This is a genomic window from Enterococcus sp. RTP21361st1_A6_RTP21361_211029 (assembly GCF_040910045.1).
Taxonomy (GTDB): Bacteria; Bacillota; Bacilli; order Lactobacillales; family Enterococcaceae; genus Enterococcus_D; species Enterococcus_D gallinarum.
Genome location: NZ_JBDGBK010000098.1, coordinates 1 through 13,258, shown reverse-complemented (window position 1 = coordinate 13,258; position 13,258 = coordinate 1). Strand labels below are relative to the sequence as shown.

The window sequence follows — 13,258 nt, the reverse complement described above, 5'->3', positions numbered from 1 at the left end:
TTTTGAGTTGAAACGAAGAAAAAGTGTTAGTAGAAAATCGCCTTCGATTTTCCACCAACACAAAATATTATAGAACCCTTTATTCTAAAGGATTTCAAGGTGTCTGTTTGCATTTATTAGAAAAAAGAAAAAGTATTGGCAACAGAAGGTGTCACCAACACTAGATATTATAGAGCCATAATATGCTGTATAATATCTAGTGTATAGGCTTAAGTGGAGGTATATATGAAAATATTAACTGTTGAAGATGATAATATGATAAGAGAGGGAATAAGTGAATATCTTTCAGAATTTGGATATACTGTTATTCAAGCTAAAGATGGAAGAGAAGCCTTGTCAAAATTTAATAGCGATATAAATTTGGTTATCTTAGACATTCAGATACCTTTTATAAATGGTTTAGAAGTGTTGAAAGAAATTAGAAAGAAAAGCAATTTACCAATTCTAATCTTGACTGCATTTAGTGATGAAGAATATAAAATTGATGCATTTACTAATTTAGTAGACGGATATGTAGAAAAGCCATTTTCATTGCCGGTCTTAAAAGCTAGAATAGATTCTTTAATTAAGAAGAATTATGGACATTTAGAGAAGTTTGAATATAAGGATCTATCGGTTAATTTTAATAGCTATACAGCTAAAATAAATGGTGAAGAAATAGATGTAAATGCAAAAGAACTAGAAGTATTAAAATGTTTATTGGATAATAATGGACAAGTGTTAACAAGAATGCAAATTATTGATTATGTATGGAAAGATAGCGAAGAAACTCCTTATGATCGAGTAATAGATGTATATATAAAAGAACTTAGAAAAAAATTACAATTAGACTGTATAACTACTATAAGAAATGTAGGATATAAATTGGAGAGAAAATGAAAAAATTAAAGATATTTCCAAAAATGTTCATACAAATATTTTCTGTTCTTGGAATAATAATTATATTAGTTCATTCATTAGTTTTTTTTATCTTTCCTAAAACATATTTGGAGACGAGAAAAGAAAAGATTCATAATATGGCAAATGAAATTTCTAGTAATATGAATGGAAAAGAAATAAAATATATAGAACAAACTTTGGAATTTTATTCCAAGAGTAGTGAAATAAAAGTATTCATAAAAGAAAAAAATAATAAGAATGAAATACAAATCAAAGATAATATAAATGTTAATTTAGAAAGTGATAGTAATTCTTTGATAATTGAAGAAAGAGAAATAAAGCTTAATGATGGTAAAAAAACAAATCTACAATTTGTTTCTACAGCTGATATGCAAAAAGATGCGAAAGATTTAAGCCTTAAATTTTTACCATATTCTTTATTAATATCAATTTTATTTTCTGCTATTATTTCTTTAATTTATGCAAAATCAATAAAAAATAATATACAAGAAATAAAAATTGTTACTGATAAAATGATGAAACTTGATAAAAAAATGAGTTTAAAAGTTAGCTCTAATGATGAAGTTGGAGAATTAAAACAACAAATTAATGATTTGTATTCTACTTTATTAAGAACAATTGACGATTTGGAATTTAAAAATAAAGAAATTTTAAAATTAGAAAAGTTAAAATATGACTTTTTTAAAGGTGCATCCCATGAACTTAAAACCCCTCTTGCTAGTCTTAAAATAATACTGGAAAACATGAAATACAATATTGGAAAATATAAAGAAAGAGATATTTATATTAATGAATGTATTGAAATCGTTGATAGTTTAACAAAAAATATTTCTCAAATATTATCAGTTCATTCTATAGAAAATTTGAATAATGATGAAGAATATTTGAAAATAAATGATACATTAGAAGACATATTAAAAAAGTATGAAATATTAGCAAATCAAAAGAAAATAACTGTCAATAATTATATATTAGACGAGAATGTTTATATAGGAAAAACAGCTTTAAAGATTATTCTATCTAATTTGATTAGTAATGCGGTAAAATATACTGATGTAAATGGGGTAATTAATATTGGGATAGTTAATGATTGGTTATATATAGAGAATTCATACGGTAACAATAAAATTTCGAATATGGATAAAATATTTGATGTTAAATTTGATTTAAATAAGGAAAATAGTAATGGATTAGGTTTATATATTGTAAGTAATATTCTGAATAATTACAATATAGAATATAAAGTATTGCAGGATGAAGAATTTTTTATCTTTAAAATTAAAATATTTTCTTAAATAAGATATAATTTTGCAATAATTATTGAAAAATAGAGACTTATTATTAGCCATGGAAGTAAAGACTTTTTTCTTATTGAAAGTGAACAGAAAATAATTGATACAAGAAATCAGGATTTGAACACGCTAATAAAAATATTGTTAGTAAAACTATACGAGGTAGTCTTTTCGGATGCAGAGATTGTTTAAATATTTGATAGAATAGAAACTTAAAAAGTTTAATAAAACTCAATTATATAAGTAGTAGATGAATATGATGGTTATTTAGATTATGGTAGCGTCAAGAATTATGTGTAAATGGAAAATCCATTCTGTTAATTACAGTTAAATCATCGACTCTAATGTATCCTGAATTTCTTTAAATCCCTTGTGAATTCTACCTAAAAATTTTTGGTTATATTGATTAAATTGAGAAATGAAGAATCTCTCTAGAGATTCTTCATTAGGGAATTGTTCTTTTCTTCGAGTATATCGTTTTAGCTGCTTATTAAAGCCTTCAATCAGGTTCGTCGAATAAATTGTTCGTCTGATGGCGTGAGGGAAATTATAAAAGGTTAATAGGGCAGGATTCAAGAGTAAATTGACGACTCTTGGATACTGCTTTTTCCATTTCCTAATCATAAAGTCGATGTGATCCAATGCCTCTTCTTTTGAATTCGCTTGGTAAACCAATTTGAAATCCTCACAAATTTCTTTTCGATCTCGAACACGAACTTTATGAGCGATATTTCTAGATACATGCACACAACATTGTTGAAATTGGGCATTCGGATACACACTATGGATACTTTCTTCAATACCGCTTAATCCGTCTGTCACGACTAATAAAACTTCTTCTAACCCACGTTTTCTAAGATCTTGAAGAACTTCTTTCCAAATATAAGCAGACTCAGTTGGGGCAATAGTAAACCCAAGAACTTCTTTGGTTCCATCCAAACGAATACCAATCGTAATATACACTGCTTCCTTCGAAACAGTCTGTCGCTTCACAGGGATATGCGTCGCATCCATAAATATAACGGAATAATTGGCTTCTAACGTTCTTTCTTTAAAAGCTAAAACATCTTCAGCCACCAATTTACTCATGTTGGAGATTGTTTGTGGCGTATAGTGGTGATCATACATTTTTTCAATTAATTTGGAGATTTCAGCCATAGTAATGCCTTTTTGAAATAATTGGATAATGGTCGTTTCTAATGAATCATTGGTTCGCTTATATGCTGGTAGTGTTTGTTGAGAAAATTCGCCATTCCGATCTCTAGGAATAGTTAAATTCAACTCGCCATATTCTGTTTTAAATGTACGTGAATAATTCCCGTTACGGGAATTTCCTGAATTGAATCCATTTCGATCATATTTTTCGTAATCTAAAAAAGCAGTTAGCTCTGCTTGTAGAAGTGAATTAATCGCTCGCTCTAAATGATCCTGAAATAATTCATCTAAATCCCCTTTATTGAGTAGTGTTTGCATAATTTCTATAGTAAATTTAGTCATGAGAAAGTCCTCCTATAAAATTTCTGTGTGGTAACTTTAATTTTACAGAATGGACTTTTTTTTTTTCTACCCTAAATTTCTATTTACACAAAATATTTTACGCTATCTTTTATTTTAAAATATGGGATATTATGATAAATTAACTATGGATGATATTTGAAAAAACCATACTGTATATTTGATTTAATTTTTATTTTTAAGCTCATATCGTAAGAATGGGACTTGTAGTCTCACTTCTTTATGGAGGTGATAATTATGAACGTTGGTTTTATTGGAGCCGGCAAGGTAGGTTGTTCATTCGGGAAGTATTTCCAGGAACATAAAATACAAGTAACAGGATTTTATAGTAAAAGCGAAGACTCGTCATTAGCAGCTTCGAATTTTACATCTAGTAAACAATATTTAAACTTAAGAGAATTAGTAGATGAAAATGATACTATTTTCATTACGACTCCTGATGGTCAAATTCAGGAGGTATGGCAAGAAATTAAAAATTATCAAATCAAAAACAAATTAATCTGCCATTGCAGTGGTGCAATATCTTCAGATATCTTTTCAAATATACAGGACTATGGTGCTTATGGTTATTCTGTCCATCCTATGTTTTCAATATCAGATAAATATAATTCATACAAAAAATTAAAAAAATCTTTTATAACAATTGAAGGCGATGAAAAATATGCAAAGTTTTTATGTGATTTCTTCAAAAAGTTAGGTAATAGTACTGTAATAGTATCTAAGGAGAATAAATCTCTTTATCATGCCGCATCAGTAGTATCTAGTAACCTTGTGCTAGGACTTATTAATACAAGCGTTACATATCTAATTCAATGTGGATTTACTGAAAAAATGGCAATTGAAGCTTTATATCCATTAATTGAATTTAATATTAGAAATATAAAAGAAAAAGGAATTATAGAAAGTTTGACAGGGCCAGTTGAACGTTGTGATATTTCAACAATTAAAGGTCACTGTGAAGTTTTATCAGATGAAGACAGAGCTTTATATATGCTATTATCAAAAAATGTATTAGAGATAGCTATGTTAAAAAATATTAATAGAGATTATAGTGAATTAGAAAAGTATTTAGGAGAGAGTTAGGAGAGAGATAGATGAAAAATACAGCAGTTACATTTAAAGAATCTAAATTAAGAAATGAAAAATTAACAATGCTTACAGCTTATGACTATTCAACAGCAAAAATAATTGATGAAGCTGGGATAAATGGAATATTAGTAGGAGATTCTCTTGGTATGGTATGTCTAGGACATGAAGATACACTTTCAGTAACAATGGAAGACATGATTCATCATACTAGAGCAGTTACAAGAGGAGCTAAGAACACTTTAGTTGTTGCAGATATGCCATTTATGTCTTATCAAACTTCAGTATATGATTCAGTAGTTAATGCAGGAAGATTAATAAAAGAAGGACGAGCTCAGGTTGTTAAACTAGAAGGAGGGATAGAAGTATGCGATAAAATAGAGGCTATAGTAAAGGCTTCTATACCTGTTATGGCGCATATAGGTTTAACACCTCAATCTGTTAATGCATTTGGAGGATTTAAGGTACAAGGAAAGGACAAGGAAGCTGCTAAAGAATTAATAAGAGCTGCTAAAGCTGTAGAAAAAGCAGGAGCATTCGCTGTAGTGTTAGAATGTGTTCCAACTAAGCTTGCAGAGTTAATTTCTAAAGAGATATCAATACCTACAATTGGTATTGGAGCAGGTGCAGGGTGTGATGGACAAATTCTTGTATATCAAGATATGTTGGGGATGTATAGTGATTTTACCCCTAAATTTGTGAAGAAATATGCTAATTTATCAGAAGAGATGAATAAAGCATTTACAAAATATATAGAGGAAGTAAAAGATGGAGTTTTTCCAGGTCCAGAACATGGGTTTAAAATAAGTGATGATGTTTTAGAAAAATTATATTAAAAGGGTCAAGAAATATGGTTATATTTAAAACAGTAAATGATGTTAGAAGTCAAGTAAAAGAGTGGAAAAAACAAGGCTTAAAGGTAGGATTAGTTCCTACTATGGGATATTTACATGAAGGTCATGAAAGTTTAATTAGAAAAGCATCAAAAGAAAATGATAAAGTTGTTGTAAGTATCTTTGTAAATCCAACTCAGTTTGGGAAAAATGAAGATTTAGGTAGTTATCCAAGAGACTTAGAAAGAGATATAGAAGTATGCACAAGAGGTAGAGCAACAGCAATATTTAATCCTGAAGTTGAAGAGATGTATTGTGACAATGCAAGTACTTTTGTTAATATAACTGGATTAACAGAAGGTTTATGTGGAGCTAGTAGGCCAATACATTTTAGAGGGGTTTGCACTGTTGTAAGTAAATTATTTAACATAATACCAGCAGATAGAGCTTATTTTGGAGAAAAGGATGCACAACAGTTAGCTGTAATTAAAAGAATGGTTAGGGACCTTAATATTGATATAGACGTTGTAGGGTGTCCAATTATAAGGGAAGAGGATGGACTAGCTAAAAGTTCTAGAAACACATACTTAAGTTTAGAGGAAAGATCTTCAGCTACTATTTTAAATAAATCTTTAACTTTAGCTAAGGAAGCCTTAAATAATGGAGAGAGAGATAGCTTAAAAATAATTGAGATAATAAGTAAAAATATAAATACTTATAATTTGGCAAAGATTGATTATGTAGAAGTTGTTGATTCTTTATCATTACAAAGAGTAAATTATATTGAAAAATCAGTTTTAGTTGCAATAGCAGTATTTATAGGAAAAACAAGATTAATAGATAATTTTACATTTGAATTACAATAGGGGGCTATAATAATGAAAGTTACAATGTTAAAAGGAAAAATACATAGAGCTAAAGTTGAACAAGCTGAGTTAGATTATGTAGGAAGTATTACTGTTGATATGGATTTATTAGAAGCAGCAGGAATATATGAATATGAAAAAGTACAAATAGTTGATGTTAATAATGGAAATAGATTTGAAACTTATACAATAGCTGGAGAGAGAGGAACAGGGATGATTTGCTTGAATGGAGCTGCAGCTAGATGTGTATCAACTGGAGATAAAATAATTTTAATGGCATATTGTGAATTAAATGAAAATGAGGTTAAGGATCATAGACCTAAGGTTGTTTTTGTCGATGATAATAATAAAGTTGAAAGAGTAACATCATATGAAAAACATGGAAGGTTATCAGATATAATTCTTTAGGTTTTGTAATGTTATTTATATATAGCTAGACTATTATTGAAATATTTATTGATTACTGGAATGGTGGAATGGCAACACTTTTCTAGACAAAAATTATAAGGTCTGTTTATGACACCATATCCAGTTGCCCTTGACAACGAGCCTCCTCAAATCGGTTTTCTTAGCGGCGTGCTCACTTTGAATAAAATAAGCCGCTCGAACAGAAGGTAACCGATTCTTGCTCATTATCAAGGGTTCGCTACGCCAACCTCCGCATAGCGTACCTCAATTGGTGTTTTATAACCAAGAGAACTATGGATCTTTTTCAATCAGCCATTCTTCATCAAAAAATAAATGTTTATCTGTTAATCCGAGTAATTTTCTAGTATGATTATCCATAGAGCGACTCCTTTGGTAGGGTGATGTTTTGGTCGACTAAATTTTACCAAAAGTGAGTCTCTTTTTGAGTTGAAACGAAGAAAAAGTGTTAGTAGAAAATCGCCTTCGATTTTCCACCAACACAAAATATTATAGAACCGATTTTGCACAACTCATCAGTCCTTATTGACAAAGAGCCTATTTTGTTAGTAGATGTCTGGAAACGGTACTTTGCACATGGTGAACAGGCAGTGCTATTAGAAAAATCATGCATATTACTAATGCAATTGAGAGTATTTATTCTAGTTTCAGAAAAGTCACAAAAAAGAGCGCTTCTTAATGAGAAAGTACTTCTAAAGTTACTAATTAATCGTTTTCTATAAGTGGTTGATAACACTCGTTTTTTATAGTAATTGATAGCCGTTATAAAGATTGATGATTAGCACCAAGAAGATGACTGTCTGGAAGACCAGCGTCACTTTTTGTGGTGAGAGGACAGTGCTGACTTTTGCCCCTAACAAACCGCCAACAATCGCGGCTGGAATCACAAACCACAAAATCTTTAAGTCATAGAGGCCAAATCCAGTGGTCCCAGCAATCGTCACGATTTTCGCCAATTGAGAGAAAAAAATCGTACAAATCGAATAGACCGTGGCTTCTTTGATGGGTAAAGCAAACATCAGCATCAGCAAGGACACATTGATCGGTCCACCGCCAATGCCCAGCAGACTCGCTAGAAAACCAAGGACTAGGCCACAGAAGCAATACCAGAAGTTATTTTTCAGTTGGAATCCGGGCCAGTCGTATTTGGTATAAAAGAAAGCAAACAGCAGTGTCACAACGGTCAAAAAGATCTGAATCATTTGTACCTCATCTTCATTCTGAAATAAAAGCAGCAGGTGATCAAAAGCGACATTGCCCAAGATGCCTCCTAAGACGGCGCCGCCTGAAACCCAAAGGACGATTTGCCAATGGATTTTACGTCCACTAGCCAACTGTCTTGCGGTCGAAACCAGCGACATGGTAAACACGGCTACGGTAGAATAAAACGAGATGGCTGCAACAGAATGGGCACCGATAAAATCAAAAATGGGTTTGATCAGAACACCGCCCCCCATGCCTGAAACGGCACCAACCGTATTCGCCAACACGATCACTATAAAATAAATGAACCCAATCACACACTTACCCCCTGTAACAAACCTAAAATCCGATTAATCTGCGGTACAAATTCCTGCAAAAGTTGCTGATAACCACAATAGCCTGTGTTATCTACATAGATGGCATCTTTCATTCGTTTGCAGCCGCCACGACACATTTTTTGAAACGGGCAACTCAGACATTTCTTTGGCATTTCGGGCCGTTGACACACAAACGTTTTTGCAATGTCCTGTTCAAATAACTGACGTAAAGTCTGTTCTTGAATATACCCCATGCGATACTCATCCAGCACATAAAAATCACAAGGATACACACTGCCATCTGCTTCAATGACATATTGTACCTGACAGTTTCCTAAAATCCCGCAGGCAGTGACTTGTCGCTTGATCAATAGATTCAAAAGATCATCAAAAAGCTTGATACTTATATAATGCCCCTCCGCTAATTCTTGCAGCCATAACTGCAAAAGCTGGTGGTAAAATCCTGCAAAACGTTTTGGTGTGAGAGCATAACTATTTCTTTTTTTTGCATCTAGATCATCTAAACAAGGAATAAACTGGACAAAATCAATTTGTTGCTCTTTTAGAAAGCGAAAGACTTTCTTAGCCTCTTTTGCCAACGGATTGGTCAAGACACAAAGTACATTGTAGTCGATCTCATAGTAGTCAAACAGCTGTTTTGTTTGCAGCACTCGCTGAAAAGTTCCTCTTCCTTTCGGATCAACCCGATTCAGATCATGATAAAGTGGATGGCCATCGATGGACAGGCCTATTAAAAAATCATGTTCTTTCAAAAAAGCACACCATTTCTCATTGATGATAGTTCCGTTCGTTTGAATCGCATAATGGACCTGCACTTGTTTTTGTTGTTGCGCTACTAACCGGATCACTGTACGAAAATAATTGAGGCCCGCCATCGTTGGCTCTCCACCTTGAAACGCTAATGTTAATTGATCGCCGTCTTCTAAGTCTGCATAAATATTTTCGATCATTTTCTCTGTCACTTCTTCTTTCATTTTGCCAAATGAGCGGACTTCTCGCAAGGAACTGACATTGGCATAAAAGCAGTAGCTGCAGCGAAGATTGCAGAGGGAAGATGCGGGTTTGATCAATACTGAAATATGTTTCATAGTAAGAACCTCATTTTTTAATATAGTTTAATTATGAAAAATTGCTATAACGAACAAAGTAAAATCAAATTCAGTAGTAGTTAATTAGATAGGAGTTGAATCTTATAGAAATTCCATTTTTTATAACTTTCAACATATTCTATAGGTTTATTATTTTCAGATAAGCAGGATAATTTGGTTTGAAAAACGACAGGCTCAGATTCATTTATTTTTAGTTGTTTACATACACTATTAGGAGCAGGAAATAAAATTTCGTTTGTTTCCCTAAAGTTTTCTTCGTTTAAATCAATGTTGTAGTCTGATTTTAAACGTTTGTAAATAGAATTGTAATAATTAATTTCTGGATAATTAGAATTTATATATTGTTCTGGCAAATAAGATTTATGATAGATATAAGGTATTTCATTAGCTTCTCTAATTCGTTCGATTTGATAATAATATGAATCAGTTGATAATTTTAATGTATCTAATATTTGTTTTTTATTTTCGCGTTTAATCGAAAGAACGTGTGTTTTATCATTGTCAAATGAAAATATTTCTATATCAGAAAATTTTACTATTTTTTCTTTTCTTGCACGTGAAACGAAAGTTCCTATTCCTTGATAACGTACGATATACCCCTCGGCAACTAATTCTTTTAACGCACGAATTGCTGTTATAGAACTAACATTATATTTTTTGATAATTTCTGATTCTGAATAGAATCGGTCGCCATTATGAAATTGACCGGTTACAATTTGTTGTTTTAGATTCTGTTTGATTTCTAGATATTTCGGTTTTATTATAAGCTCCCCCTTTAAATTACTCGCATCTATATTAACATACTTAAAAAAAATTGTTGACTTTTAATACAAAAGTATTAATATACTAAGTATATTAACATATTGAGGTGAAAAGTAACAGATGACTACATTTGAAATAAAGGAAGAATTTTTATTAAAGGGAAAAACATTTAAAATACTATCTGGTGCAATTCATTATTTTCGGATTCCCCCATGTGATTGGGAACATTCTTTGTACAATTTAAAAGCACTAGGATTTAATACAGTAGAGACATATGTTCCTTGGAATTTACATGAGCCTCAAAAAGGAGAGTTTCATTTTGAAGGGATATTGGATTTAGAGAGATTTTTGACAATCGCTCAAGACTTAGGATTATATGCTATTGTGCGGCCATCGCCTTATATTTGTGCTGAATGGGAATTTGGAGGGTTTCCGTCATGGCTACTCCGTGAACCGATTCATATCCGAAGGAATGAAATCGCTTATTTGGAGCATGTAGCAGATTATTATGATGTTTTGATGAAAAGGATTGTTCCCCATCAACTTAATAATGGGGGAAATATATTGATGATTCAAATTGAAAATGAGTATGGATCTTTTGGGGAAGAAAAGGAATATTTGCGTGCGATAAGAGATTTGATGATTAAGCGAGGAGTGACAGTTCCTTTTTTCACTTCAGATGGACCGTGGAGGGCTACTTTACGAGCGGGAAGCATGATTGAAGATGATATTTTGGTTACTGGTAATTTTGGTTCTAAAGCAAAAGACAACTTCAACTCTATGAAGCAGTTTTTTAAAGAATATGATAAAAATTGGCCACTGATGTGTATGGAATTTTGGGATGGTTGGTTTAATCGTTGGAAAGAACCAATTATTCAACGAGATCCACAGGAACTCGCTGAAGCGGTAAAAGAGGTATTAGAACAAGGAAGCATTAATTTATATATGTTTCATGGAGGAACGAATTTTGGGTTTATGAATGGTTGTTCAGCAAGAGGAGTGATTGATTTACCGCAAATTACTTCCTATGATTATGGTGCACCATTAGATGAGCAGGGGAATCCAACAGAAAAATATTATGCATTGCGGAAAATGATTCATGATAATTATCCAGAGATTAAGCAGCTAGATCCTGTCATTAAACCCACGATTGAAAAGAAAAAGATTTCTTTGACGAATAAGGTAAGTCTTTTCGCGACTTTAGATACCATTAGTCAACCGGTTCAATCAAAGTATCCAAAGACAATGGAAGAGTTGGGACAAAATACAGGTTATCTACTTTACCGAACAATGATAGAGAGGGATGCAGAGGAAGAACGATTACGGGTAATTGATGGCAGAGATCGCAGCCAATTATTTTTGAATCAAGAATTACAAGCTACCCAATATCAAACAGAAATAGGTGAAGATATACAAGTTAGTATGACAGAAGAAATCAATCAAGTGGATATTTTGATTGAAAATATGGGACGTGTCAATTATGGACATAAACTCTTTGCGGAAACGCAAAAAAAAGGAATTAGAACGGGAGTAATGGCAGACTTACATTTTATTACAAATTGGCAACAGTATTCATTGCCTTTGGAAAATTGTAAAACTGTGGATTATTCAAAAGGATGGCAGCCCCAACACCCAAGTTTTTATCGATATGAGTTTCTTTTAGAGGATATCGGTGATTGTTTTATTGATTTAAGGAAATTTGGTAAAGGAATTGTCTTTGTTAATCAGACCAATATAGGTCGTTTTTGGGAAGTAGGTCCAACGCTTTCACTGTATATCTCTAGCGGCTTTCTAAAAGTTGGTAAGAATGAAATTGTTATTTTTGAGACAGAAGGTACCTATGAACCAGAAATCAATTTATTAAAAGCACCATTATATAAAGAAATGAAAGAGGGATGAACAATGAGTATTATTGGAGTAAGAATTGATGGACGTTTAATTCACGGACAGGTAGCCAATTTATGGACAACCAAATTGAATATTTCTCGAATTATGGTTGTGGATGATGAAGTGGCTCAAAATGATATTGAAAAAAGCGGATTGAAATTGGCTACCCCAGCAGGGGTGAAACTAAGTATTTTGCCGATTGAAAAAGCGGCGCAAAACATTTTAGCAGGAAAATATGATTCACAACGTTTACTGATTATTGCACGAAAACCTGATCGATTATTAAAATTGGTAGAATTGGGCGTTCCAATAAAAGAGATTAATGTTGGAAATATGTCACAAACTTCTGAGACTCGATCAATTACGAAATCAATTAATGTTGTCGATCAAGATGTAGAAACGTTCAATCAATTAAATGAAAAAGGTGTCCATTTAATTGCGCAAATGGTTCCAAGTGACAAAGCAGATGACTTTATGTCTCTGTTAAATAAATAATAATATACGAGGAGGTGAAAAGATGGCGGGGCATTTAGTTTTAATTAGTCATGGACGATTTTGTGAAGAGTTAAAGAGAAGTGTTGATATGATCATGGGAGTACAAAAAGATATTTATACTGTAGGGTTATTACCTGAAGAGTCAGCAAAAGATTTTCGAGTAAATTTCGAAAAAACAATTAATGGTTTGAAAAAAGTTACAGTTCTGGCTGATCTAATGGGAGGCACTCCTTGCAATGTTGTTTCTCAATTAATTTTAGAAGGAAAAGAAATAGAACTATATGCAGGAATGAATATGCCAATGGTTATAGGCTTTGTTAATAATCAATTTTTAGGAGAAGATAGTTCTTTGGTAAATAAAGGAAGAGAAAATATTATACATGTAAATGAATATTTGGAAGCAAATCCAATAGATTTAGAAGATGAATGAATGTGAAGGAATTTATGAATATAAAAAAATCCAAATATACCTGAATAATTCATACCGATAAAAAAATGATCTGTTGCTCTAAATTTTACCGGAATTTATATTTTTTATTCCGTCTC

General features: G+C 32.0%; 13 protein-coding genes and 1 pseudogene. 10 read left to right on the top strand and 4 right to left on the bottom strand.

Annotation, left to right across the window (positions count from 1 at the left end):
• Positions 1-225: 225 nt before the first annotated feature.
• Both AB5Z52_RS14145 and AB5Z52_RS14140 read left to right on the top strand, forming a co-directional pair.
• Positions 226-879 carry a response regulator transcription factor gene (locus AB5Z52_RS14145; protein WP_002285815.1) on the top strand — a complete coding sequence of 218 codons (654 nt, stop codon included), beginning with the start codon at positions 226-228 and terminating at the stop codon, positions 877-879.
• A complete protein-coding gene (locus tag AB5Z52_RS14140; protein ID WP_002297866.1) occupies positions 876-2,195 on the top strand; it encodes a HAMP domain-containing sensor histidine kinase in 1,320 nt (439 codons plus the stop codon). The genes AB5Z52_RS14145 and AB5Z52_RS14140 overlap by 4 nt, the downstream gene beginning before the upstream one ends.
• Before the next feature lie 324 nt (positions 2,196-2,519).
• Here the strand turns inward: AB5Z52_RS14140 and AB5Z52_RS14135 are convergent, their stop codons facing one another.
• Positions 2,520-3,689 carry an IS256 family transposase gene (locus AB5Z52_RS14135; protein ID WP_137264872.1) on the bottom strand — a complete coding sequence of 390 codons (1,170 nt, stop codon included), beginning with the start codon at positions 3,687-3,689 and terminating at the stop codon, positions 2,520-2,522.
• A 240-nt stretch (positions 3,690-3,929) separates the two neighbouring features.
• On the opposite strand from AB5Z52_RS14135, the gene AB5Z52_RS14130 reads away from it, so the two are divergent.
• The 5 genes and pseudogenes from AB5Z52_RS14130 to AB5Z52_RS14110 form a co-directional block, all read left to right on the top strand.
• The gene (locus AB5Z52_RS14130; RefSeq protein WP_002349114.1) at positions 3,930-4,790 is read left to right on the top strand and encodes a Rossmann-like and DUF2520 domain-containing protein; all 861 of its coding nucleotides are present in this window, start codon (positions 3,930-3,932) and stop codon (positions 4,788-4,790) included.
• An 11-nt stretch (positions 4,791-4,801) separates the two neighbouring features.
• Positions 4,802-5,629 carry a 3-methyl-2-oxobutanoate hydroxymethyltransferase gene (gene panB / locus AB5Z52_RS14125; RefSeq protein WP_002287874.1) on the top strand — a complete coding sequence of 276 codons (828 nt, stop codon included), beginning with the start codon at positions 4,802-4,804 and terminating at the stop codon, positions 5,627-5,629.
• A gap of 14 nt (positions 5,630-5,643) precedes the next feature.
• Positions 5,644-6,492 (top strand): pantoate--beta-alanine ligase, encoded by an 849-nt coding sequence (gene panC, locus AB5Z52_RS14120; RefSeq protein ID WP_002287875.1) that lies wholly within the window; start codon positions 5,644-5,646, stop codon positions 6,490-6,492.
• A 12-nt stretch (positions 6,493-6,504) separates the two neighbouring features.
• Positions 6,505-6,900: an aspartate 1-decarboxylase gene (gene panD, locus AB5Z52_RS14115; RefSeq protein WP_002297874.1), complete on the top strand. Its 396-nt coding sequence runs from the start codon at positions 6,505-6,507 to the stop codon at positions 6,898-6,900.
• Between the two features lie 566 nt (positions 6,901-7,466).
• Positions 7,467-7,597 (top strand): annotated as a pseudogene (locus AB5Z52_RS14110) (IS256 family transposase); the annotation flags it as partial.
• Positions 7,598-7,661: 64 nt separating this feature from the next.
• On the opposite strand, the gene AB5Z52_RS14105 reads toward AB5Z52_RS14110, so the two are convergent.
• From AB5Z52_RS14105 to AB5Z52_RS14095, 3 genes are all read right to left on the bottom strand, one after another.
• Entirely contained in the window at positions 7,662-8,438 is a 777-nt protein-coding gene (locus AB5Z52_RS14105) for a sulfite exporter TauE/SafE family protein (RefSeq protein ID WP_002390209.1), read from the bottom strand.
• The gene (locus tag AB5Z52_RS14100) at positions 8,435-9,547 is read right to left on the bottom strand and encodes an SPASM domain-containing protein (RefSeq protein WP_137264875.1); all 1,113 of its coding nucleotides are present in this window, start codon (positions 9,545-9,547) and stop codon (positions 8,435-8,437) included. Before AB5Z52_RS14100 ends, AB5Z52_RS14105 begins: the two co-directional genes overlap by 4 nt.
• Before the next feature lie 80 nt (positions 9,548-9,627).
• Complete coding sequence (locus AB5Z52_RS14095) at positions 9,628-10,308, bottom strand: GntR family transcriptional regulator (protein WP_306301666.1); 681 nt, start codon at positions 10,306-10,308, stop codon at positions 9,628-9,630.
• A 142-nt stretch (positions 10,309-10,450) separates the two neighbouring features.
• Here AB5Z52_RS14095 and AB5Z52_RS14090 point away from each other — a divergent pair, with 142 nt between their 5' ends.
• From AB5Z52_RS14090 to AB5Z52_RS14080, 3 genes are read left to right on the top strand one after another with little or no spacing between them, the layout of a single operon-like run.
• Positions 10,451-12,229 carry a beta-galactosidase family protein gene (locus AB5Z52_RS14090; RefSeq protein ID WP_002364115.1) on the top strand — a complete coding sequence of 593 codons (1,779 nt, stop codon included), beginning with the start codon at positions 10,451-10,453 and terminating at the stop codon, positions 12,227-12,229.
• Positions 12,230-12,232: 3 nt separating this feature from the next.
• Complete coding sequence (locus AB5Z52_RS14085; RefSeq protein WP_002364114.1) at positions 12,233-12,712, top strand: PTS sugar transporter subunit IIB; 480 nt, start codon at positions 12,233-12,235, stop codon at positions 12,710-12,712.
• A gap of 22 nt (positions 12,713-12,734) precedes the next feature.
• On the top strand, positions 12,735-13,142 hold the full coding sequence (locus AB5Z52_RS14080) for a PTS sugar transporter subunit IIA (RefSeq protein WP_002364112.1): 408 nt from the start codon (positions 12,735-12,737) through the stop codon (positions 13,140-13,142).
• The last annotated feature ends 116 nt before the right edge of the window (positions 13,143-13,258 follow it).

What these genes read in the sequence shown, in the direction of transcription:
- AB5Z52_RS14145 (WP_002285815.1), top strand. Translation starts at nt 226, where the DNA reads ATGAAAATATTAACTGTTGAAGATGATAATATGATAAGAGAGGGAATA.
- AB5Z52_RS14140 (WP_002297866.1), top strand. Translation starts at nt 876, where the DNA reads ATGAAAAAATTAAAGATATTTCCAAAAATGTTCATACAAATATTTTCT.
- AB5Z52_RS14135 (WP_137264872.1), bottom strand. Translation starts at nt 3,689, where the DNA reads ATGACTAAATTTACTATAGAAATTATGCAAACACTACTCAATAAAGGG.
- AB5Z52_RS14130 (WP_002349114.1), top strand. Translation starts at nt 3,930, where the DNA reads ATGGAGGTGATAATTATGAACGTTGGTTTTATTGGAGCCGGCAAGGTA.
- panB (WP_002287874.1), top strand. Translation starts at nt 4,802, where the DNA reads ATGAAAAATACAGCAGTTACATTTAAAGAATCTAAATTAAGAAATGAA.
- panC (WP_002287875.1), top strand. Translation starts at nt 5,644, where the DNA reads ATGGTTATATTTAAAACAGTAAATGATGTTAGAAGTCAAGTAAAAGAG.
- panD (WP_002297874.1), top strand. Translation starts at nt 6,505, where the DNA reads ATGAAAGTTACAATGTTAAAAGGAAAAATACATAGAGCTAAAGTTGAA.
- AB5Z52_RS14100 (WP_137264875.1), bottom strand. Translation starts at nt 9,547, where the DNA reads ATGAAACATATTTCAGTATTGATCAAACCCGCATCTTCCCTCTGCAAT.
- AB5Z52_RS14090 (WP_002364115.1), top strand. Translation starts at nt 10,451, where the DNA reads ATGACTACATTTGAAATAAAGGAAGAATTTTTATTAAAGGGAAAAACA.
- AB5Z52_RS14085 (WP_002364114.1), top strand. Translation starts at nt 12,233, where the DNA reads ATGAGTATTATTGGAGTAAGAATTGATGGACGTTTAATTCACGGACAG.
- AB5Z52_RS14080 (WP_002364112.1), top strand. Translation starts at nt 12,735, where the DNA reads ATGGCGGGGCATTTAGTTTTAATTAGTCATGGACGATTTTGTGAAGAG.